Origin of the sequence: Vreelandella halophila (assembly GCF_019903425.1) — a bacterium.
GTDB classification, from domain to species: Bacteria; Pseudomonadota; Gammaproteobacteria; order Pseudomonadales; family Oleiphilaceae; genus Halospina; species Halospina halophila.
Map to the genome: position 1 here is coordinate 2,259,394 of NZ_JACHUZ010000013.1, position 22,540 is coordinate 2,281,933.

Consider the following 22,540-nt stretch of genomic DNA (forward strand, 5'->3'; position numbering starts at 1 on the left):
GGATTGAAGTGTCTCAGAGCAGAGACTGGTAGCAGTATTCTCCGCATGATCATTGATTTGTTGTCCGGAGATTAGCAGGATGAAGGCCGCCGGCAAGGCGGGTGGCTACGACACCCCGTGTCGCCGCCCACATTCACAGTGATAGAGCCAGAGCAGAAACCCGGAGCCGCCACTGCATGACCTACTCCCTTCTCGCCGTTGGTGACCTGCACCTGGGCGCCCGCCCGAGCCGCCTGCCGGATGAACTGATCGGGCGTTCCGCTGAACTTGGCACCGCAGGGGTCTGGCGGCGAATCGTCGATCAGGCCCTTGAGCAGGGGGTTAACGCCGTGGTTCTGGCGGGCGACGTGGTGGAGGACGAGGACGATTTCTTCGAGGCCTATCGGGAGCTGGCGACCGGCGTGGAACGCCTGCTTGCGGCCGGCATCCGGATCCTGGGTGTGGTGGGTAACCACGATGTGCGTGTGCTCCCGAGGCTGGCGGATCAGCTGAGCGGATTCGAGCTGCTGGGCCGTGGCGGCGAGTGGGAGGCTGTGACCCTGGAATCAGCTGGCACTGAGCTGACCCTGCATGGCTGGTCTTTTCCGTCACCCCGTTTCCGGGATAGTCCGTTAAAAGGCACCAGGCTGGAGCGCGGCCCAGGCATCAATCTCGGTGTCCTGCACGCGGACCGGGATCAACCCGCCAGCCCCTATGCACCGGTGAGCAGTGCTGAGCTGAGGGATGCTGGCCTGGACGGATGGCTGCTGGGCCACATCCATATGCCGGATGCCCTCAGCGTTGAGTCACCCAGCGGCTACCTGGGCTCGGCCACGGGCCTGGATCCCGGCGAATCTGGCGCGCGCGGGCCCTGGCTGTTTGAGCTGAGTTCCGGCGGGATCCAGAGGGTTACGCAGTGGCGGCTGGCACCGCTTCACTGGGCCCGTCTGCCGGTGGATCTGACCGGCATCGCGGCGCCCGAGGATGCCCGGGAGCGCTTGGTGGCAGCTGTCCAGGAACTCGATGAGGCGCTGGCGGAACACCGGATGCTACCGGAAGCGGCGGCGTTGCGTGTGACATTCACGGGACGCACGGACCTGGGTGCCGAAGTCGCCAGGCTGATGCAACGGGAATCCCTGGGGGCCCTGCATGCCGGCAGCGGTCGTATCCATTACTTTGTGGAGACACTGCGTTACGCCACCCAACCGGTTATTGATCTGGTTGAGCTCGCCCGCCGCGCGGATCCGGTGGGGCTTCTGGCCCAGCGGATCCGATTACTCGAACGGGAATCGGATGATCCGGAGCGCCAGACCCTGATCCGGGAAGCCCGCCAGCAACTCCAACAGCAGGCCAGCCGCTCCCACTGGCAGGCTCTGCCTGCTCAGGGCATCACGGAAGCTGATGTGGCCGACTGGCTCCAACGGAGTGGCATGGCCGCGCTGGAGCGCCTTCTCGCGCAGGGGAGGGCGGCATCATGAAACTGCGTGATGTGGTCATTACCCAGCTTCCGGGATTCGGGGAACGGCTCAGTGTCCAGGGCTTTGATCCGGGCTTCACCCTGGTCACCGGGCCCAATGCCTCGGGCAAGAGCAGCCTTGTGCGGGCCCTGCGTCATCTCGTAGCGCCTGAATCCGAGAGCGCCAGTGGCGCATTGACCCTGGAGGCCCGGTTCCTCAGTGGGGAAGACCTGCTCACTGTGAGCCGAAGCGGCGAGCAGGTGGTCTGGCAGCGCAACGGTCAGCCCATGGATGCTCCGAAGCTGCCTGCCGGCGACTTCCTGCGCTGCTATTGGCTTTCCATGAATGATCTCCTCCAGGCCGGTAATACCGAGGCTGCGATACTGGCCCAGCTGCAGCGCGAGCTCGCTGGCGGGTTCGATCTGGAAGCGCTGCGGCACGACCCATTGTTCGAGGTGCGGCCCCGGCAGGGGCAGTCGGAGGCAAAGGCCCTGCGTGAGAAAGAGCAGGCCCTGGCGAAATGCCAGCGTGACTATGCGGAGCTGGATCAGCAGCGGCACCGGCTTGCGGAACTCGATGAACGCATTGAGGCCGCCCGGTCGGCGCGCAGCGGTTTGACCCGGACCGAACAGGCCCTGGAATGGCTGGCGGCACGCCAACGGCGCCGGGCCGCGGAAGAAGCCCTGGCGGAATTCCCTGAAGCTGTAGGGCGGCTGACCGGCAATGAACCTGAACGGCTGGATGAGCTGGAAACCCAGCGTGACCGGTTGACCCAGCAGCTCCGGGACAACCAGCGGGAGCAGGAAGAGGCCCGCCGGAAACGCGAAGGCGCGGCGCTCCATGGGCAGGTACCGGCGCGCGCGGAGCTGGATGCTGGCCGCCAGCACCTTGAGGATGCCGACCGCCGGCTGGCTGAGCTGGAGAGCGTCCGGGAGCGCCGGGAGGAGGCGCAGGCTCGTGAGGCCCAGGCCGCCGCCGCGTTGCAGCCCCCGGAAGGTCGTGACCCTGAGCCAACGCCCGAGGCGGTCAACCAGGCCGGCGAGATGGCCGAGTCACTGCGCCGTGTGCACCTCCGGATCCAGGAGCTCCAGGCCCGACTGGAACGCACGGATGGGGGTCATGAGGACCCGGAGCAGATCCGCGCCCGCATCAATGAACTGCGCCGCTGGCTCCGCCAGCTGGAACCCGCCCGGAGGCGTGGTCTGCTGGCGGGCAGCCTTGTGGTGTTCGGGGCCTCCACAGCGGGTTTCTACACGGGTTACTTCTATGGGCTGCCCATGCACTGGGCGCCCGCCCTCGTGGCCGTGGTGGCGGCAGGCTGGTCCGTCTGGCAGAGCCTGCAGCTGTTCACGCAAGCCAACGGCGCACAGCAGCGGGCCGAGGAGCTGGGGGTAACCGTTTCCGAATGGCAACCGGAAGCCGTTGGCAAGCAACTGCAGGAACAGGAGGATGAGCTGGCCAGTGCGGTCTACCAGCAGGAGCTGACCCAGCAGGCCCGGGCTCATGCCTCGGAGATCGAAAGCCTTGAGCAACAGAAGTCCCAGCTGGAAGGCAATAGGCAGGCGCTGGCGGAGGCTGTGGGCTTCGACCCCGAGCTGAGCGGCGAAGGGGCGGCGCGTTTCCTCAAGCTGGCATCGGACCTGGACCAGGCCCGAACGGATCGGGCCCGGCTGGAGCAGAGGGTCGCCAGCCTGGAGTCCCAGGTTGAGGCGGAGCTGGCCCCGGTACGCCGTCTTCTGGAAGGCCATGGCCTGGTGCCCCGTGATGGCACGCCAACAGGGCTGCGCGCGGCATTTGAGGACCTGAAGCAACGGGTCGATACCGTGACGCAAGCGGACCAGACGCTCGCTCGGCTGCAGGCCCGCCAGGAGGAACTGGAGGCGCATCATCGTGAGCATAACGAGGCCATTGCCGGGCTGTATCACAGGCTGGATCTTACCGAAGGGGATCGCGCCGCCCTGGACGCCCTGTGTGGGCAACTTGAACGCTACCGGGGACTCTGGACTACGCTGGAATCCGAACGCCGGGCCGAGCGCGACCGGGCCGCCGGACCGGCTAATGATCCGGAGCTTGTTGCGCTGGTCGAGGCGGAGGACCAGGCGGGCGTTGAGGAACGCCTGTCCGCGTTCCGGGAGGAGGCCGATCAGTACGATCAATGGGTCGAGGAACGCAGCGAGCTGGCGACCCGGCTGGACCAGGCCGGGCGTGACCGGGCACTGGAGCAGGCCCGTTTCGAACGGGACCGTGCCCGTGATGCGCTGCAGAACGTCTTTGATGACACCATGGTCGCCGAGGCTGGCCAGTTCCTGCTCGGGCAGGTGGACGCAGCTCATCGCACCGAGCGTGAACCGGCGGTACTGGCCGATGCCCGGGACCGCTTCGCGCGTTTCACCCATCACCGCTATGACCTCGGGCTGGACGGGAACGGCCAGCTCCGCGTGATGGACCGGATCCAGGAGCGTGACCAGAAGCTGACCGAACTGTCCACCGGTACCCACATGCAGCTTCTGATGGCCCTGCGCCTGGCCTGGGTGCGGGCGCTGGAGCAGGGCAGTGAGCCCCTGCCGATTTTCCTGGATGAGGTGCTGACCACCTCGGATCCCGAACGCTTCCGCGCCATTGCGGCCAGCCTGCGCACACTGGTGCAGGATGAAGGCCGGCAGGTGATCTATCTCTCCGCCGAGCCCATGGACCGGGCACGCTGGGAGGAGGCGCTGGGCAGCCCGGTTACGCACATCGATCTCCAGGCCCTTCGGCAGGGAACGGACGCATCGGAACCGGGCCACTATGAGCTGCCTGCCCGCGAGGCGCTGCCGTCGCCGGAGGGCCGCACGCCTGAAGACTGGGCCGAGGCCATCGAGGTCCCGCCGATCCATCCCTGCCGGGGCGCGGGGCCCATCCATGTTTTCCATATTCTCCGGGATGACCTGGTCCTGGCGCACCGCCTGATCCAGGACTGGCGCGTGGACCGTCTCGGCCGGCTGGAAACACTGCTGCAGCAGCCCGCGGGCGCCAGCGCCGTCAACGACCCGGCGTACCGGCAGACACTCAACGCCCGCTGCCGTGTCACCCGTATCTGGGTGGATGTCTGGCAGCGCGGTCGGGGGGCGCCGGTGGACCGGAACGTGCTGGAAGCGTCCGGTGCGGTTACCGCCAAGTTCATCGATCCAGTTTCGGAACTGGCAGAGAGCCTGGGCGGTGATCCCGGTGCGCTTCTGGCCTCCCTTGAGAACGGTGGCGTGGCCCGGTTCCAGACGAACAAGCTGCGTGAGCTGGCGGCCTATCTGGAGAATGAGGGCTACCTGGATACCAGTGAGCCACTGGATGCGGAGGAGCGGGAACGCACCGTGCTTCTGGAGGCGGGGCAGGAGGCGGGCGCCGCAGATATTCGCCAGTGGCTCGCCTGGCTGGAGGCGGGGCTGGCGTGAACCGCTGATCCCCTTGCATTCGGCCCTCGTACCGCCCTAGGTTTGAACGTCTCTATAACGCGTGAGCTGTACCATCCATGAGCCGAAACCAGAACCTGATCCGCGTCCGTGGCGCCCGCCAGAACAACCTGCGCAACTTTGACGTCGACCTGCGCGTGGGCGAGCTGACCGTTGTCACCGGGCCCAGTGGCTCGGGCAAGTCCTCGCTGGCCTTCGACACCGTCTACGCCGAGGGCCAGCGCCGCTACGTCGAGACCTTCTCGCCCTACGCGCGGCAGTTCCTGGACCGGATGGACAAGCCCGCGGTGGATTCCATCGAGGGCATCCCGCCGTCCATTGCGATCGACCAGACCAACCCGGTGCGCAACTCGCGCTCGACGGTCGGCACCATGACCGAGCTCAACGATCACCTCAAGCTCCTGTTCGCCCGCGCGGCGCGGCTCTACTGCGGGGGCTGTGGCCGCGAGGTGAAGCGCGACAGCGAGGACAGCATCGTGGCGGATCTGCTGGCCCGGGGCGAGGGCCGGCGCGCGGTGATCGCCTTCGACATGCCGCTGACCGGCGATGTGGCCGAGGACCGGGTGCGCGCCGAGCTGGAGCGACAGGGCTATACGCGCGTGGAAACCCTCGAGAACGGCGCGCTGCGCGTGACCCAGGACCGGCTGCGGCTCTCCGAAGACCGGCGGGACCGCCTGATCGAGGCCGTCGAGGGCGCCCTGCGGGCCGGCCAGGGCCGGATCATCGCCCAGCCGCTGGACGACAACCGCGAGCCCGAGGCGGAATGGCTCTATTCCCGGGGCCTGCACTGCCCGGACTGCGACCGGGACTACACCGATCCCATCCCCAACAGCTTCTCCTTCAACTCGCCCATGGGGGCCTGCGAGGAATGCCGGGGCTTCGGTCGCGTCATGGGCATCGACTACCGGCTGGTGATCCCGGATGATTCGAAATCCATTGAAGAAGGCGCCGTAAAACCCTGGCAGACCGAGAGTTATTCCGAATGCCAGCAGGATCTCCTGAAGAAATGCCGTATGGAAGGCGTCGCTACGGACATCCCCTGGCGGGACCTGCCCGAGGCCGACCGCCAATGGGTGATCGATGGCGACGAGGACTGGCGCTGGAACGTGAGCCGGGGTGGTTGGTACGGCGTGCGGCGCTTCTTCGACTACCTGGAAAGCAAGTCCTACAAGATGCACATCCGGGTTCTGCTCTCGCGCTATCGCTCCTACGACCGCTGCCCGGCGTGCAAGGGTGCCCGCCTCAAGACCGAATCCCTGCTCTGGCGGCTGGGCTCCAAGGCGGACGCGGATACGGTTGTTGAGCCGAACGAGCGCTTCCGGCCCGTGGGCGTGACGCTGCCGGAAAACACACTGGAGCAGCAGCCGGGTCTGAACCTGGCGGACCTGATGAACCTGCCGCTGGGGCGGGTCGTGGATCTGTTTGACCGGATCGAGCTGCCCGCGCCCCTGGACGAAGCCGCGGACATGCTGCTGGACGCCATCCGGGCCCGTATCGGCTACCTGGTGGCGGTAGGGCTGGACTACCTGACCCTGGACCGCCAGTCCCGCACGCTCTCCGGCGGCGAGGTCCAACGCATCAACCTGACCACGGCGCTGGGTACCTCGCTGGTGAACACGCTCTTTGTGCTGGATGAACCCAGCATCGGCCTGCACCCGCGCGACATGGACCGCATCATCGGCGTCATGCACCGCCTGCGGGATGCCGGCAACTCCCTGCTGGTGGTTGAGCACGACCCCCAGGTAATGCACGCCGCAGACCGCATCATCGACATGGGGCCCGGGCCGGGCGAGCAGGGCGGCCGCATCGTGTTCGAGGGGGACCCGGAGACCCTGATGCGGGAAGGGCAGTCGCTCACAGCCGACTACCTCACCGGCCGGCGGCAGGTGAACGCGGGGGACCAGGGCGAGACAGCCAATCCTGTTGAGCCGGAAAACGCGATCCGCATCCGTGGCGCCCGGGAACACAACCTGAAGGACCTGGATGTCGATATCCCGCTGAACGCGCTGGTGGTCCTCACCGGCGTCAGCGGCTCCGGCAAGTCCACACTGATGGAAAGCGTCCTGTACCGCGCCGTGTCCGAACTCAAGGGCCACCCCGGGGAGGTACCCGGGGCCCATGATGCCATCAAGGGCCACGAGCGCATCGACGACGCCGTGCTCATCGACCAGTCGCCCATCGGCCGCACCACACGCTCCACACCGGCCAGCTACGTGGGCGCCTTCGACGCCATTCGCAAGGTCTTCGTGGGCCTTCCTGAGTCGAAAGAGCGCGGCTACACGCTCGGCACCTTCAGCTTCAACGCCGGCAACGGGCGCTGCCCCACCTGTGGCGGCAACGGGTTCGAGCACGTGGAAATGCAGTTCCTCAGCGACGTCTACCTGCGCTGCCCGGACTGCGACGGTCGCCGCTTCCGCCCCGAGATCCTGGAGGTGACGCTGCCGCCGTCCACCGAGAGCCGGGTGCCGCCCCAGTCCATCGCGGACGTGCTGGAGATGTCCGTGAACCAGGCGGTCAGCTTCTTTTCGGACTACCCGAAGGTCCTGAAGGGCCTGGAGCCGCTTCAGGCCGTGGGGCTTGGCTACATGAGTCTGGGCCAGCCGGTGCCGACGCTCTCCGGGGGCGAGGCCCAGCGCCTCAAGCTGGCCGGTCACCTGGCGAAGGCGGCCGGCCGCAAGGGCGCGAGCGACCACCTGCTGTTCCTGTTCGACGAGCCCACCACCGGCCTGCACATGGACGACGTGGCCACGCTGCTGGGCGCCTTCCGGCGACTGCTGGCGGAAGGCCATTCACTGGCCGTGATCGAGCACAACCAGGACCTGATGGCCGCCGCCGACTGGCTGATCGACCTGGGCCCGGAGGGCGGTGACCGAGGCGGGGAGCTGATCGCCAGCGGCACGCCGGAACAGGTCATGGCGGTCACCGGAAGCCATACTGGCAAGGCCCTCCGGGATTATCTGGGGCAGGCCACGGAGGCGGACAGCCAGCCCATGGTGGCGGAAGCGCCGGCGCCCTACAGCGGCGACCCGAACGCCATCACCATCCACCATGCCCGCGAGCACAACCTGAAGAACGTGGACATCCGGATCCCGCGCAACCAACTTACGGTGCTCACGGGCCTGTCCGGTTCCGGCAAGAGCACCGTGGCCTTCGACATCGTCTTCAACGAGGGCCAGCGCCGCTACCTGGAATCCCTCAACGCCTACGCCCGCCAGTTCGTCCAGCCCGCCTCGCGGCCGGACGTGGACGCCGTCTTCGGCATCCCGCCCACGGTGGCTATCGAGCAGCGCACCAGCCGGGGCGGGCGCAAGAGCACGGTGGCGACCATGACCGAGCTCTACCACTTCCTGCGGCTGCTGTTCGTCAAGCTGGGCACCCAGTACTGCCCGGAGTGCGTGCTGCCCATCGACGAACAGACCCCGGAGGCGATCCGCGCCCGCATCCTGCGCGATGCGCGAGGCCAGGAGGCGACGCTGCTGGCGCCCATGGTGGTGGCGCGCAAGGGCTACTACACGGACCTGGCCACCTGGGCCGGCAAGAAGGGCTTCGAGCACCTGCGCGTGGACGGCGAATACCAGCCCACGGCCAACTGGCCGCGCCTGGCACGCCACCAGGAGCACGACATTGACCTGCCCATGGGCACCATTAACGTCACGCCGGGCAACGAGGCCACGCTGGACCGGCTGATCGGGGAGGCGCTGGCCTATGGCCACGGCACCATGAAACTGCTGACCGACGCCGGAGAGACCATCTTCTCCACCGAGCGCGCCTGCCCGGGCTGCGGGCGCAGCTTCCCGGAACTGGACCCGCGCCTGTTCTCCTACAACTCCAAGCACGGCTGGTGCCCGTCCTGCTACGGCACCGGCCTGGCCCTGAGCGGTTTCGATGAGGATCAGACCGGGGAGGAATCCGTCTGGCTGGAGGATGACGATGATCATGAGGTCGGGGTCTGCCGGGCCTGCGCCGGGCGCCGGCTCAAGCCGGAGGCGCTGTCGGTCTACTTCCGGGAACGCAACATCGCCGAATACACGGCGCTCTCCGTGAAGGAGGCCGCCGACCGCTTCGAGGCCCTGGCACTCACCGGGCGTGATGCCGAGGTGGCCCAGGACATCATGCCGGAAATCCGCGCGCGTCTGGACTTCCTGCAGCAGGTGGGTCTGGCTTACCTGAACCTGGACCGGGCCGCGCCCACGCTCTCGGGCGGCGAGGCCCAGCGCATCCGCATCGCGGCCCAGTTGGGCTCCAATCTTCAGGGCGTGTGCTACATCCTGGACGAGCCCACCATTGGCCTGCACCCGAGGGATAACCGCATGCTGCTGGACACCCTGGGCCAGCTGGAAGGCAAGGGCAACACCATCCTGGTGGTGGAGCACGACGAGGACACCATCCGCCGCGCCGAGCACGTCATCGACCTGGGGCCGGGTGCCGGGGTTAACGGCGGGCGTGTGGTGGCAGAGGGCACGGTAGCGGAACTGGAGGCCAACCCGGACTCCGCCACTGGCCGCTGCCTGGCGGACCCTATCCGGCATCCGCTGATCGCCGAAGACCGCCGGCCCGCCGAGGCGGACCACTGGCTCTATGTCACCGAGGCCAGCCTGCACAACCTGCGTGGCGTGGACGTACGCGTGCCGCTGGAGCGGCTGGTGTGCGTGACCGGTGTGTCCGGTTCCGGCAAGAGTTCGCTGGTGCGCGGCATCCTCCACGACAACCTGCGGGTGCTCAACAGCAGCAGCCGGGATAAGCAACCGACCACCCACGGCTGCCGCAAGCTCGATGGCTGGCAGGCGCTGGACCGGGTGTTCGAGGTGGACCAGACGCCCATCGGTAAGACACCGCGTTCCTGCCCGGCCACCTACGTGGGCATCTGGGACAATATCCGCAAGCTCTTCGCCGGCACCGAGGAAGCCCGCCTGCGTGGCTACAACGCCGGCCGTTTCTCATTCAATACGAAGGAAGGGCGCTGCCCCGGCTGTGACGGCCAGGGCCTCAAGAAGGTGGAGATGAACTTCCTGCCGGACGTGTCCGTGCCCTGCGAGGTCTGTGGTGGTGACCGCTTCACGCCGGAGACCCTGGCCGTGACCTATGGCGGTAAGCACATCGGCGAAGTGCTGCGCATGAGCGTGGACGAGGGCGTCGAGTTCTTCCGCGCGCACTCGAAGATCCACCATGCACTGGAGCTGATGCAGGCGGTGGGCCTTGGCTACCTGAGCCTGGGCCAACCGAGCCCCACGCTGTCCGGCGGCGAGGCCCAGCGCCTGAAACTGGTGACCGAGCTGGCGCGGGCGCGGCCGGATGTGCGCCGCCAGAGCCAGCCGCATACGCTTTACATCCTGGACGAGCCCACGGTCGGGCTGCACATGGCGGACGTGGAACGGCTGATCCATGTGCTCCACCGACTGGTGGACGCCGGCAACAGCGTGGTGCTGATCGAGCACAACCTGGACCTGATCGCCGAGGCGGACTGGGTGCTCGATATGGGCCCGGATGGGGGCGATGGCGGCGGCCGAGTGGTTGCTGAAGGCCCACCGGAAGCCCTTGCGGGAGCGGGCAGTGAGAGCGAAACAGGGCGGGTATTGAAGGCGTTTCTGGACGAGCGGCGCCGTCATGGCAGCTGACCTGTACCGGGAGCGTCCGGCGGCGGGTAAGGAGCGAAAATTTCGTTGCCCGTGAGCGTTTTACGGCCTCTGGCTCCATGCCGGTTCTGCTATACTCGCAGCGTTCGCAATCGCATTATACGCGACAGCCGCTCCGCCCGGGCCAGGGGCGTCATTTGCCAGTGAGGCATGCTCTATGAAGGTTGTTGATTCGTTCCCCCGCACCGTCCGTGAAATCGAGAACACCTGGATCACCATGCCCGACGGTTGCCGTCTGGCCGCCCGCATCTGGTTGCCGGAAGACGCCGAGGAGCATCCGGTGCCGGCCATCCTCGAATGCATGCCGTATCGCAAGCGCGATTTCACCCGCTTAAGGGACGAGCCCTTGCACCATTATCTGGCCGGGCATGGCTACGCGTCGATTCGACTGGATCTGCGGGGCTCAGGGGATTCGGACGGGCTTATCCTGGATGAGTACCTGCAGCAGGAACAGGACGACTGCCTCGCGGTGCTGGACTGGATCACCAGCCAACCCTGGTGCTCCGGGCCGGTGGGCATGTTCGGCATCTCCTGGGGTGGCTTCAACGCGCTGCAGGTGGCTGCGCACCAGCCGGAATGCCTGAAGGCGATCATCACGATGTGCTCCACCGACGATCGCTATGCGGATGATGCCCACTACATGGGTGGCTGCCTTCTGAACGAGAACCTCAACTGGGGCTCGGTGTTTTTCGCCACAGCGGCCTTTCCGCCGGATCCGGCGCTCTACGGGGACGACTGGCGCGAACAGTGGCGCTACCGGCTGGAGAACCAGGTCCTGTATCCGGCGGTCTGGATGCGCCACCAGCAGCGCGATGACTACTGGAAACATGGCTCGGTCTGCGAGAACTTCGACGACATCCAGTGTGCCGTCTATGCCGTGGGCGGCTGGGCGGACGGCTATCCCAATGCCATTCCCCGCATGATGGAAGGCCTGAGTGCGCCGCGTAAGGCGCTGATCGGGCCCTGGTCCCACGCGTTTCCGCATAACGCGCTGCCGGGACCGGCCATCGGCTTCTTCCAGGAAATGCTGCGCTGGTGGGACTACTGGCTGAAGGATATCGACAACGGCATTATGGACGAACCGCCGATGCGCGTCTGGATGGAGGAGCATGTGCCGCCGGCACCGCTCTATGAATACCGTCCGGGGCGCTGGGTGGCGGAACCGACCTGGCCCTCTGAGCGCATCCACAACGAAACCCTGTACCTCAATGTGCTGTCAATGGGGCGCAAGGCGGAGCCGGAGGACCGGATGCGGATTACCTCCCCAGAGACCACGGGACTGGCCGGTGGTGACTGGTACGGCTTTGGTGGTGAAGGGGAGATGGCCATCGACCAGCGGGAAGATGACGGCAAATCCCTGGTCTTTGACGCCGATACGGTTTCGGAACGCATCGAGATCCTGGGCGCACCGGTGGCGGAACTGGAAGTGACGGTGGACCGGCCGGTCGCGTACGTGATCGTGCGCCTCAATGACGTGGCGCCGGACGGGGCCTCGACGCGGGTCACCTGGGGCGTACTCAACCTCACCCAGCGTGAAAGTCGCGAACACCCGGAACCCCTGGAGGCCGGCAAGCGCTACCGCGTGCGCGTGCAGATGAAGGATGTTGCTTATGCCTTCGCCCCGGGCCACACCATGCGCCTGGCGGTATCCACCAGTTACTGGCCCATGATCTGGCCGGCACCGGAGCCGGTTCGCCTGACGCTCCATACCGGCGTCAGTTCGCTGCAGCTGCCTGTGCGCCCGCCGCGCGAGGAGGACGAGCAGCTGCGCCCCTTCGAACCACCGGAGCGCGGCCCACAGTCCGAGCCGGAAGCGCTCAGCTCCGGGGATTTCCGCCGCACCGTGGAGCGTAACCTGATCAATAACGAAACGACCTACCGCATCTACAATGAGGGGGGTGATTTCGGCGGTGCCTCCCTGGCCTATATTGAGGATATTGATCTCACGGCCGGGTACAGTCTGGGCAAGTGGTTCCGCACCCATGAATACGACGCCAGCGGGGCCGAGGCCCGGATTGATCAGAACTGCATTCTGCAGCGCGATGACTGGTCAGCACGGGTGGCGTGCGTGACCCGGCTGACGGCCGATCCGCAGCATTTCCGGTTGCGCGCCACGCTCCATGCCTACGATGGCGATGCGCTGTTTTTCGAGCGCGAGTGGGACGAGTGGATTCCCCGCCACCTGATCTAGCAGGGGGGGGACGGGGCTTCTCCCTGCCCGCCTATCGATGGGCGCCGCTGCGCGCCAGGGCGGCTTCCAGGATCATGCGCAGCATCTCCGCATAACTGTAGCCCGCCCAGGAGGCCATCATCGCCATCTTGCCGTCCCAGTACCAGGTGGGGTTGGTATTGGCGTCAATCAGCCGTGGCACGCCGTCGCCGCCGCAGCGGAAATCAATGCGTGAGTAGTCGCGGAATCCCAGTCGCTTGAACAGCTTGGCGCAGGCGTCGACCATCTGCCCCCGGGTGACGTCGTCCAGCTCCGCCTGAAGGAAACTGAGTTTGTCCCAGTAGGGCGAGTCCGGGTCCGCCTTGGAGCCGTGGGTGAGGATGGGCGGTAGGTCGGAGTCCAGCTTGCTGTAGTCGATCACCAGGGGAGGCAGCACGGTAAAGCCGCTGGCCGGGTTGCCGATCATGCCTACGGTGTACTCATCGCCGGTGAGGAAATCCTGGCAGATGGCTTCCGGTGGATACAGGTCCTGCCTGGCGAGCCACTGCAGATAGGCGTGCGCCTCTGCGGCGTCGTGCACAACGCAGTTTTCGGTGATGCCGAAACTGCCACCGCCGCCATTGGGCTTGATCAGCGACGGAAAGGAGGTGGGCAGGGTCAACGGGTCGGCGGTGAGATCCACAAAGGTCTCGTTGGGCACGGGGATGTCCAGGCTCACCGCCAGTGCCCGTACGATGGCCTTGTCGGTGCCCAGGCTGATGCCCATGGGGTCGGCGCCGGTGTAGGGAATGCCCAGCATTTCCAGGAATGCGGGGATGTTGCGCTCCAGGTCCCAGTCGTTGCGGAAGCCGGTGTCACAGAGATTGAGTACAAGGTCCGGCCTGTCGCTGCGCAGGTCGTCGATCAGGCGTTCGTGGTCGTCGTAGTAGGTGAAGTGATAGCCCTCCAGCTCTGCGAGTGAGGTCTTCAGCTGGCGGACCGCCTCGATTTCCTCGTAACCGAACCGGTTATCCACGGCGTAGGGGTAGGGCAGTCGGGGATCACCCAGGACGACGCCGATTTCAGGGGTTTTACTCGATTGGGCCATTGCGGTCTCCGTCCTCTGGTCGGGAGAAAGTGCTTATAAAGACATCTGGGCCAGCGTATCAAAACCCTTGCGTGGCGTCGTGCTTTAACCGATGCTCCTCCTGTACCGCTCTGTTGAAGGTTGAAACCGAGATGAGTTCCGAATCCCCAAAAGATAACGCCGTCAAGCAGGTGTATGTGCTCGGCATGAATGAGTTCAACCGGGCCAAGCTGGAATCCCTCCCGGGCGCGGAACACTACCGTTTCCATGGTGTTCTGACGCCCGAAGAAATCCTGTACGCGGACAACTTCCCGATTGAATCCATGCTCAGCCGAGCTGAGAAACAGCTCCAGGAGGCGGATCCGGCCCCGGATGCCATCGTTGGCTACATGGACTTTCCGGTGAGCACCATCCTGCCCATTCTGACCGGGCGCCTGGGGCTTCCGGGGCTGGATCTGCGGGCCATGCTCAAGTGTGAGCACAAGTATTGGAGTCGGTTGGAACAGCAAGCGGTTGTGCCGGACTTCATTCCCCGTTTCCAGCTGGTGGATCCCTTTCTCGACTCGCCCGAGACCCAGCTCGAACTTGCGTACCCGTTCTGGTTGAAGCCGGTGAAATCGGCAGGCTCCTATCTCGGGTTCCGTATTGACGACGAAGCCGCCTTCCACCGGGCGGTGGCCGAGATCCGGGAGCACATCAACCGTATTGCAGAGCCTTTCGACCGGATCCTTGAATACATTGAGCTGCCCGACAATATCGCGGCGGTCGGCGGTCATTACTGTCTGGCGGAAGCGTTGCTCACGGGGGATATGTGCACCCTTGAGGGTTATGTCCATCAGGGCGAAGTCCATGTGCACGGGGTGGTGGACTCGGTGCGGGAAGCCAACAGCTCTTCCTTCGCCCGCTACCAGTACCCGTCCCAGATGCCGCAGTCGGTCACCGAGCGGATGGAGGAGGTGGCGCGCAAAACGCTGCAGCGCATTGGCTTCGATGGTTCCGCGTTCAACATCGAGTTCTTCTGGGACAGCAGCACGGATAAAGTCAGCCTGTTGGAGATCAACACCCGGATCGCCCAGCACCACAGCGACCTGTTCGACAAGGTGCACGGGGTCTCCAATCATCAGGTCGCGGTCGAGCTGGCGCTCGGTCACGACCCCAAATTCCCTGCTGCCCGGGGCAGGTTCAAGTGTGCCGCCGCCTTCTGGCTGCGCCGGCATGAGGACGCCTGGGTGGCCGATGTGCCGTCCGGGCAGACATTGGCGGCGATTGCCGAGGATTACCCCGGTACCTACGTGGAGCTGGATGTGCATCCGGGCATGTGGCTGTCCGAGCTTCACGACCAGGACAGCTACAGCTACGTGCTGGCACTGATCTATGTGGGTGCTGATACCCATGAGCAGTTGATGGCCAACCATAGTGCCATTGTTGAGCGGCTCAGCTTTGACCTCAGAGACGGTCCTGACCGCTGAGGCCGCCGTTTTCGCCGACCCGGGCGGTTGCCCGGTTCGGCTCTACTATTGCCTTGTCGTTCGAGGAGATGTGAATGCACACAAGGAGCGATTGGCCCAGGGCGGTTCGGGAACTGGAAAACGTATGGATTCCCATGCCGGACGGCTGCCATCTTGCCGCGCGGATATGGCTGCCCGAGGATGCCGAGGCGCATCCGGTGCCGGCCATCCTGGAATACATTCCCTACCGCAAGGCCGACCTGCGCACCAAGGAAGATTCCATCAATCACCCTTATTACGCGGGCCATGGCTATGCCGGTGTCCGGGTGGACATCCGTGGCAGCGGCGAGTCCGAGGGCGTGCTCACGGATGAATACACGCAACAGGAGCTCGACGACGGACTGGCGATTCTGAGCTGGATCGCCGCGCAGCCCTGGTGTACCGGCCGTGTCGGGATCATGGGGATTTCCTGGGGTGGTTTTAACGGCCTCCAGATCGCCGCCCTCCAGCCGCCCGAGCTGTATGCGGTGCTGACGGTGTGCTCCACGGATGATCGCTATGCCGACGATGTGCATTACATGGGCGGCTGCATGCTGATCGACAATGTCTCCTGGGCCGGGGTTATGTTCGCCCACAACAGCTGCCCACCGGATCCACGCCTCTTCGGGGATGGTTGGCGGGACGACTGGTTCCAGCGCCTGCGGGGCAGTGGGCTCTGGCTGGAGACCTGGAGCAGTCACCAGGCGCGCGATGATTTCTGGCGCCATGGGTCCGTGTGCGAGGATTTCAGCGCCATCCGCTGCCCGGTGTATGCGGTGAGCGGCTGGGCCGACGGCTATTCCAACAGCGTCTTTCGCCTGATGCAGCACCTGGATGTCCCCCGCAAGGGTCTTGTGGGTCCCTGGAGCCATAAGTACCCGCACCTGGGTAAGCCCGGTCCCGCCATTGGCTTCCTCCAGGATACGCTGCGCTGGTGGGATCACTGGCTCAAGGATGAGGCGACCGGCATCATGGAAGAGCCGCAGGTCAGAGTGTGGATGCAGGACAGTATCCGGCCCGCGACCCGTTATGCGGAGCGTCCCGGGCGCTGGATCGGGGAGAATGAGTGGCCCAGCCCGCGCATCGAGAACCAGCAGCTTCGGCTGACCCGCAACGGTCTGGAGCGCGGTGACACGGCAGGCACCAGTGAGGCACTTCTGTGCCAGTCGCCGCTGCGCACCGGCCTGAGTGCCGGCAAGTGGTGTTCCTATTCCGCCGGCCCGGACATGCCGGGGGACCAGCGCGAGGCGGATGGGGATTCCCTGTGCTTTGATACGGAGCCGCTGTCGGAAGCGGTTGAGATCTTTGGCCCGCCCGTGGTGGAGCTGGTTCTGGCCAGCGACCAGCCTGAGGCCCAGGTCGCGGTGCGGTTGTGTGACGTGGCCCCGGACGGGGCCTCAACCCGGGTAACCTACGGGGTTCTGAACCTCAGCCACCGGGACAGCCACGCCGAGCCGGCGTCCCTGGTGCCCGGTGAGACCTATCGCGTGCGCGTCCAGCTCAATGAAATCGCCCAGAATTTCCCGGCGGGCCACCGTATTCGCGTCAGTGTAAGCTCAAATTACTGGCCCCTGATCTGGCCGTCGCCGGACGCCACGGCACTGACCCTCTGGTCGGAGGTCAGCACCCTGGCACTGCCGGTACGCCCGCCCAGCGAGGTTGATCGGCAACTCCCCGAGTTTGCGCCGCCCGAGGGCGCACCCTACGTGTCGATGACCGAAATCGAGGCCGAGGCAACGAACTGGTCACTGCATTACGATTTTGATGCGAACGCCCATACGCTGGAAGTCGATGATTCCGAGGGGATATTCCACATCGACGCCACCGGTACGGATGTCCAGAAGAGCGGTTACGAGCGCTACCGGATCGAGGGTGACGATGTTAACTCGGCCCAGGCTGAAACGTTCTGGCGCATGGGTTTTTTCCGCGATGACTGGCGAGTGAACACTGAAACCTGGACGCGGATGAGTTGCACCTCCGAGGCGTTCCGGATTGAGGCCACGCTCAGGGCGTATGAGCACGGGGAGCTGGTCTATGAGCATGACTGGGATCGGTTGATTCCACGCCGGAACCTCTAGGAGCGGGGCGTCCGGGACGCCCCCTGTAAGCAGCAGGAGATGACCTATTATGACGGACCGTTGCGACTACATTGACGCCACCCGGGTTCGGCGGCGGCTGGTGGACCTGATCCGGATCCCGTCGGTGACCGGGCAGGAGGATGCGGTGATCGCCCGGCTCGCCGAGTGGCTCAATGAGCTGGGTGTGGAGGTTGACCACTGGAACGAGGGTATTGCGGATGTCCTCACGGATCCCAACTACCCGGGCCATGAGGTGGAGCGCGCTTGGCTGCCGGTGGTTGTCGGCGTGGTGCGGGGGCGCAAGCCGGGCCCCACGGTGGTGCTGACCGGGCACCTGGACGTTGTCCCGCCAGGCGACACCAGCCAGTGGACGATGGATCCGTATTCAGGGTATATGGACGGCGATACCGTCTATGGACGTGGCGCCAGTGATATGAAATCCGGCGTCGTTTCGGCTCTGGAAGCCTTCGAGGCCTTTGCCCAGGGCCAACGGGACTTCGCCGGTCGGGTTGTATTCGTGGGCGTGCCGGCGGAAGAGGACAGCGGCCTCGGCACGCTCGCTGCCATCCGCCGGGGCTGGCAACCGGATGCCGTGGTGGTGCCGGAACCCACCCTGGATGACGAGGGCTCGCCCAAGCTGGTGGTTGCCCATGCCGGCGCCATGTCGTTCTTCCTGGAAGTGATGGGACTGGCGGCCCACGCCAGCCGGCGGCACCTGGGGGAGAGCGCCCTGGATCATTACCTGGCGGTCCACAAGGCCCTGCGCGAGGACGAAAAGCGCATCAATGACGCGGAGGACCACCCGCTGATGCGGGCCCTGCACCTGCCGTACGCCACCAACGTGGGTCTGATCAACGGGGGTAACTGGTCGTCCAGCGTGATGGACCGGCTCACGGCGGAGATCCGCGTCGGGGTGACGCTCGACGAAACCGTGGAGCAGGCGAAGGCGCGGATTCAGCGGGTGATTGCCGAGGCCTGCGCAGGCGATCCCTGGCTTGAACAGAACCCGCCCCAGGCGCGGCTCATGGCGTCTGGTTTCGGTTCCGCGCATACCCCCATGGAGCATCCACTGGTCACCACAATGGCGGATGCGGCGGCCTCGGTTTTCGGGCGTCCGGCGCGCATCACGGGAGCGCCCTATGGTTGCGACATGTCGGCCTGGGTGCGGCTTACCGGGGCCTCCACCGTCGTCTATGGGCCCGGCGATATCGACTGGGCTCATTCCGCGGACGAACGGGTGTCCCTGGAGGCCACGGAGAAGGTGGCGCACGTGCTCGTCCAGGCGACGGAGAAGCTGCTGACCTTCAGGCCCGAGGAACTGCGCCTGCAGGATTATGGAGAAAACGCGACTGGAGGAGAGTGATGGCTTTTACCGCGTACCGATGGCGCCGGCGCAAGCCAACCCCTATTATGCAGATAGATGCAGAAATCATGCGCAAAATGACCCCGATATCCGGGCTATAAGGAAAACAGCCGAATTGAAAACCGTTACGTCCTTTCCCCACGCGACCAAGCACCTTGAACACGTATGGATCCCGATGTCCGATGGTACCCGCCTGGCGGCGCGCATCTGGATGCCGGAGGATGCCGAGAACAATCCGGTGCCGGCGATCCTCGAATACATCCCCTATCGCAAGCGGGACAATACCCGTTCCAGGGACGCGCTGAACCATCCCTATTTCGCCGGGCACGGCTATGCCAGCATCCGGGTGGATATACGCGGCAGCGGCGATTCCGAAGGTGTCCTGCAGGATGAATACCTGCAGCGGGAACTGGACGACGGGGTGGAAATCATCCGCTGGATCGCGCAGCAGGACTGGTGCAGCGGTTCGGTAGGCATGATCGGCATCTCCTGGGGTGGTTTCAACGGCCTGCAGATTGCCGCCCTGAGACCGCCCGAACTCAAGGCCGTCATCAGTGTCTGCTCCACTGATGACCGTTACGCAGACGACGTCCACTACATGGGCGGCTGCATGCTGACGGATAACCTTTCCTGGGCGTCAACAATGTTTGCCTACACCAGCCTTCCGCCGGATCCCGAACTGGTGGGGGAGAAGTGGCGCGATATGTGGCTGGACCGGCTGGAGCACAGTGGCCTCTGGCTGGAAAACTGGCTCGAGCACCAGCGCCGGGACGACTTCTGGCGTCACGGCTCCATCTGCGAGGACTTCTCGGCGGTGCAGTGCCCGGTGATGGCGGTCAGTGGCTGGGCCGATGGTTACTCCAACAGCGTATTCCGGCTGCTGAGCAATCTTGACGTGCCCACCAAGGGGCTGGTCGGACCCTGGAGCCACATGTACCCGCACATGGGTAAGCCAGGGCCCGCCATCGGGTTCCTGCAGGAATCCGTGCGCTGGTGGGATCACTGGCTCAAGGGGAAGGACACGGGCATCATGGATGAGCCGGATTTCCGCGTCTGGATGCAGGACAGCGTCCCCCCTGCAACGGAGTACACGCGACGGCCGGGGCGCTGGATTGCCGAGCCGGGCTGGCCGTCGTCCAATGTCCGTGAAACCGTCTATGGTCTGAGTGAGGGCCATCTCGTCAATCCCGGTACGCCGGTCAGTGACACGCCCTTATGGATCCAGTCGCCCCTGAGTCTGGGCCTGTTCGCGGGTAAGTGGTGTTCCTACAGTGCGACACCGGACCTGCCCCATGACCAGCGCGAGGAAGATGGCGGTGCGCTGGTGTTCGACACCGAGCCCCTGAGCGAACCCCTGGAGATCATGGGGGCGCCGGTCATCGAGCTGGAGCTGGAGGCGAACAAGCCCCAGGCAATGATCTGTGTCCGCCTCTCGGATCTGGCCCCGGACAACAAGGCCACCCGCAGCACTTACGGCATGCTCAATCTCAGCCACCGGGACAGCCACGCCGAACCCAGCCCGATGGTGCCTGGCGAACGCTACCGGGTGGCGGTGCAACTGAACGACATCGCCCAGCGTTTCCCGGCGGGCCATCGCCTGCGGATCTCAATTTCCACCTCTTACTGGCCGCTTGCCTGGCCGGCCCCGGAGCTCGCCTGTCTGACGGTCCATCCGACGGGCAGCCAGCTGCGCCTTCCGGTGCGGCCGCCACGTGATTCGGATGCGGCGTTGCCAGACTTCGGCGAGCCGGAATCAGCGGCCGCCATTGCCACGCCCTACACGCAGGCACCTGAGCAGAACTGGCGGGTAATCCGCGATCTGTCCAGGGACGAGTCCATACTGGAAGTGATCAAGAACGACGGGACCTTCACCATTGAGGAGATCGGTCTCACCATGTGGAGCGATACCCGCGAGTGGTATACCCATGTGGGCGAGGATTTTGAATCCATGCGCGGGGAAACGCATTGCGTCAGTGGAATGGCCCGTGGCGACTGGTCCATAGAAGTAACAACGCGCACGGTGCTGACCGCCAGCCGGAGCCATTTCCACGTCTATGCGGAACTCGATGCCTACGAGGGCGATGAACGCGTCGTTGCCAGGAACTGGAACACCCATGTGCCACGGGATCATCTTTGAGCCACGAGGCCTGCATCTGAAGGAAGGGACCCATGATCTATCGTCACGTTAATGAGCTTGCTGATACCAACCGGGTTGTATCAGGACCCAACTATTCAAGCCGGCGCCTGATCCGCCGCGATGACCGTATGGGTTATTCGCTGCATGACACCATCATGCAGGCCGGAACCGAGAATCGTTTCTGGCACAGGCATCACATGGAAACCGTCTACTGCATCCGTGGCGAAGGGGAGGTGGAAACCATCCGGGATGGTACGCGTCACCCCCTCAATCCCGGGGCCGTGTACGCACTCAGCCAGAACGAGGAGTACGTTGTAAGGGCGCATACTGAGCTACAGCTCCTTTGCGTCTATTATCCAGCACTGGCTGGTGATGAGGTTGAGGACGAGAATGGCTCATTCAGCCAGTTCGGCGAGGAGACCGTCTTCGTTATCGGGCTGAACGACTTCAACCGGGAAATGCTGGCCACCATTGACATGGCGGACCACTACAACTTCGTGCCGCTGCTCGATTCCCGGCAGATCCTGGAGCAACAGAAATACGAGATCCAGGACATTATCCAGCAGGCCAAGAAACAGATTCGGGAGCACAAAGGGGCGGTGGACGGCGTTATCCACTACATTGATTTCCCCGTCAGCACCATTGTACCCATCATCTGTGATGCCTTCGATCTGGCTTCGGCAAGCCTGGAATCCGTGCTGAAATGCGAGCACAAATACTGGAGCCGGATTGAACAGCGGGCCGTCGTTCCGGATAACATCCCGACATTCACCGCATTCAATCCGTTTGACGAGCAGGCCCTGGACAGGGTGCTTGAAGTCATGGACTTCCCGTTCTGGATCAAGCCGGTGAAATCCTTCTCCTCGTACCTCGGGTTCCGGATTGACGAGGCTAGCCAGTTCCACGAGGCAATGAAGGAAGTGCGGGACAACATCGGCCGTTTCTCGGGCCCGTTCAACTACCTGCTCGACATGGTCACCATGCCGCCGGAATTCGATGAGATTGGCGGTGAGTACTGCATCGCCGAGAGCATCATCGGCGGCATGCAGTGCACCCAGGAAGGCTTCTCCTGCAAGGGCGAAGTGGAGGTGTACGGCACCGTGGATTCCTTCCGCGAGGCCAACCTCACCACGTTCTCCAGTTACCAGTACCCGACCATTCTCCCGGACGAGGTGCAGGACCGGATGACCGAGATCACCCAGAAGGTGGTCAGGCGTATCGGTTACGACAATGCGCCGTTCAACATCGAATATTTCTGGGACCGGGAAAAGGATCAGATCTGGCTGCTGGAAATCAATACCCGTATCTCAGAGTCCCATTGCCGGCTTTTCCAGAAGGTGGATGGCCGTTCCCACCACCAGGTGGCCGTGGAACTGGCCGCCGGGCGTCGACCGACCTTTCCGCATCGTCAGGGCAGATTCGAGGTCTCGGGTAAATTCTTCCTGCGCGAGTGGGAGGATGCCTATGTGGCGCAGGTTCCCAGCGAGGAAACGGTCCGCCGGATCGAACAGGAAATCATCCCCGACTCCACCATCCAGATCGTCGCCGAGCCCGGCCAACGCCTGTCAGACCTGATGGACCAGGACAGTTACAGTTACCGGGTGGCGCTATTGTTCCTTGGGGGCTCCTCCAAGCAGGACCTTGAGAAGAAGCGCCGCCAGTGCGAGGAATTGCTGTACCAGGAGTTCGTGTTCGAGCGCTAGCCCCTCCGGGTCTTCCCGTGG

General features: G+C 64.7%; 10 protein-coding genes. 9 read left to right on the forward strand and 1 reads right to left on the reverse strand.

What is annotated here, in order from left to right; genetic code table 11:
• Positions 1-176: 176 nt before the first annotated feature.
• The 4 genes from H4I92_RS14845 to H4I92_RS14860 all read left to right on the forward strand — a co-directional run bounded on the left by H4I92_RS14845 (position 177) and on the right by H4I92_RS14860 (position 12,706).
• Entirely contained in the window at positions 177-1,457 is a 1,281-nt protein-coding gene (locus H4I92_RS14845) for a metallophosphoesterase (RefSeq protein ID WP_077531315.1), read from the forward strand.
• Positions 1,454-4,864 (forward strand): ATP-binding protein, encoded by a 3,411-nt coding sequence (locus H4I92_RS14850; RefSeq protein WP_077531316.1) that lies wholly within the window; start codon positions 1,454-1,456, stop codon positions 4,862-4,864. The genes H4I92_RS14845 and H4I92_RS14850 overlap by 4 nt, the downstream gene beginning before the upstream one ends.
• Positions 4,865-4,941: 77 nt before the next feature.
• The gene (gene uvrA, locus H4I92_RS14855; RefSeq protein WP_077531317.1) at positions 4,942-10,497 is read left to right on the forward strand and encodes an excinuclease ABC subunit UvrA; all 5,556 of its coding nucleotides are present in this window, start codon (positions 4,942-4,944) and stop codon (positions 10,495-10,497) included.
• 175 nt (positions 10,498-10,672) lie between these two features.
• Positions 10,673-12,706: a CocE/NonD family hydrolase gene (locus tag H4I92_RS14860; RefSeq protein WP_077531318.1), complete on the forward strand. Its 2,034-nt coding sequence runs from the start codon at positions 10,673-10,675 to the stop codon at positions 12,704-12,706.
• Positions 12,707-12,737: 31 nt separating this feature from the next.
• Here the strand turns inward: H4I92_RS14860 and H4I92_RS14865 are convergent, their stop codons facing one another.
• Positions 12,738-13,772 (reverse strand): D-alanine--D-alanine ligase family protein, encoded by a 1,035-nt coding sequence (locus H4I92_RS14865; RefSeq protein WP_077531319.1) that lies wholly within the window; start codon positions 13,770-13,772, stop codon positions 12,738-12,740.
• Between the two features lie 131 nt (positions 13,773-13,903).
• On the opposite strand from H4I92_RS14865, the gene H4I92_RS14870 reads away from it, so the two are divergent.
• From H4I92_RS14870 to H4I92_RS14890, 5 genes are all read left to right on the forward strand, one after another.
• Positions 13,904-15,220, forward strand: a complete 1,317-nt coding sequence (locus H4I92_RS14870) for an ATP-grasp domain-containing protein (RefSeq protein ID WP_077531793.1) — start codon at positions 13,904-13,906, stop codon at positions 15,218-15,220.
• A 74-nt stretch (positions 15,221-15,294) separates the two neighbouring features.
• Entirely contained in the window at positions 15,295-17,316 is a 2,022-nt protein-coding gene (locus H4I92_RS14875; RefSeq protein WP_077531320.1) for a CocE/NonD family hydrolase, read from the forward strand.
• Between the two features lie 49 nt (positions 17,317-17,365).
• Positions 17,366-18,679, forward strand: a complete 1,314-nt coding sequence (locus H4I92_RS14880) for a M20 family metallopeptidase (protein WP_077531321.1) — start codon at positions 17,366-17,368, stop codon at positions 18,677-18,679.
• Positions 18,680-18,794: 115 nt separating this feature from the next.
• On the forward strand, positions 18,795-20,816 hold the full coding sequence (locus tag H4I92_RS14885; protein ID WP_223073629.1) for a CocE/NonD family hydrolase: 2,022 nt from the start codon (positions 18,795-18,797) through the stop codon (positions 20,814-20,816).
• A 32-nt stretch (positions 20,817-20,848) separates the two neighbouring features.
• Complete coding sequence (locus H4I92_RS14890) at positions 20,849-22,519, forward strand: ectoine synthase (RefSeq protein WP_077531322.1); 1,671 nt, start codon at positions 20,849-20,851, stop codon at positions 22,517-22,519.
• The last annotated feature ends 21 nt before the right edge of the window (positions 22,520-22,540 follow it).

What these genes read in the sequence shown, in the direction of transcription:
- uvrA (WP_077531317.1), top strand. Translation starts at nt 4,942, where the DNA reads ATGAGCCGAAACCAGAACCTGATCCGCGTCCGTGGCGCCCGCCAGAAC.
- H4I92_RS14875 (WP_077531320.1), top strand. Translation starts at nt 15,295, where the DNA reads ATGCACACAAGGAGCGATTGGCCCAGGGCGGTTCGGGAACTGGAAAAC.
- H4I92_RS14860 (WP_077531318.1), top strand. Translation starts at nt 10,673, where the DNA reads ATGAAGGTTGTTGATTCGTTCCCCCGCACCGTCCGTGAAATCGAGAAC.
- H4I92_RS14890 (WP_077531322.1), top strand. Translation starts at nt 20,849, where the DNA reads ATGATCTATCGTCACGTTAATGAGCTTGCTGATACCAACCGGGTTGTA.
- H4I92_RS14865 (WP_077531319.1), bottom strand. Translation starts at nt 13,772, where the DNA reads ATGGCCCAATCGAGTAAAACCCCTGAAATCGGCGTCGTCCTGGGTGAT.
- H4I92_RS14870 (WP_077531793.1), top strand. Translation starts at nt 13,904, where the DNA reads ATGAGTTCCGAATCCCCAAAAGATAACGCCGTCAAGCAGGTGTATGTG.
- H4I92_RS14880 (WP_077531321.1), top strand. Translation starts at nt 17,366, where the DNA reads ATGACGGACCGTTGCGACTACATTGACGCCACCCGGGTTCGGCGGCGG.
- H4I92_RS14850 (WP_077531316.1), top strand. Translation starts at nt 1,454, where the DNA reads ATGAAACTGCGTGATGTGGTCATTACCCAGCTTCCGGGATTCGGGGAA.
- H4I92_RS14845 (WP_077531315.1), top strand. Translation starts at nt 177, where the DNA reads ATGACCTACTCCCTTCTCGCCGTTGGTGACCTGCACCTGGGCGCCCGC.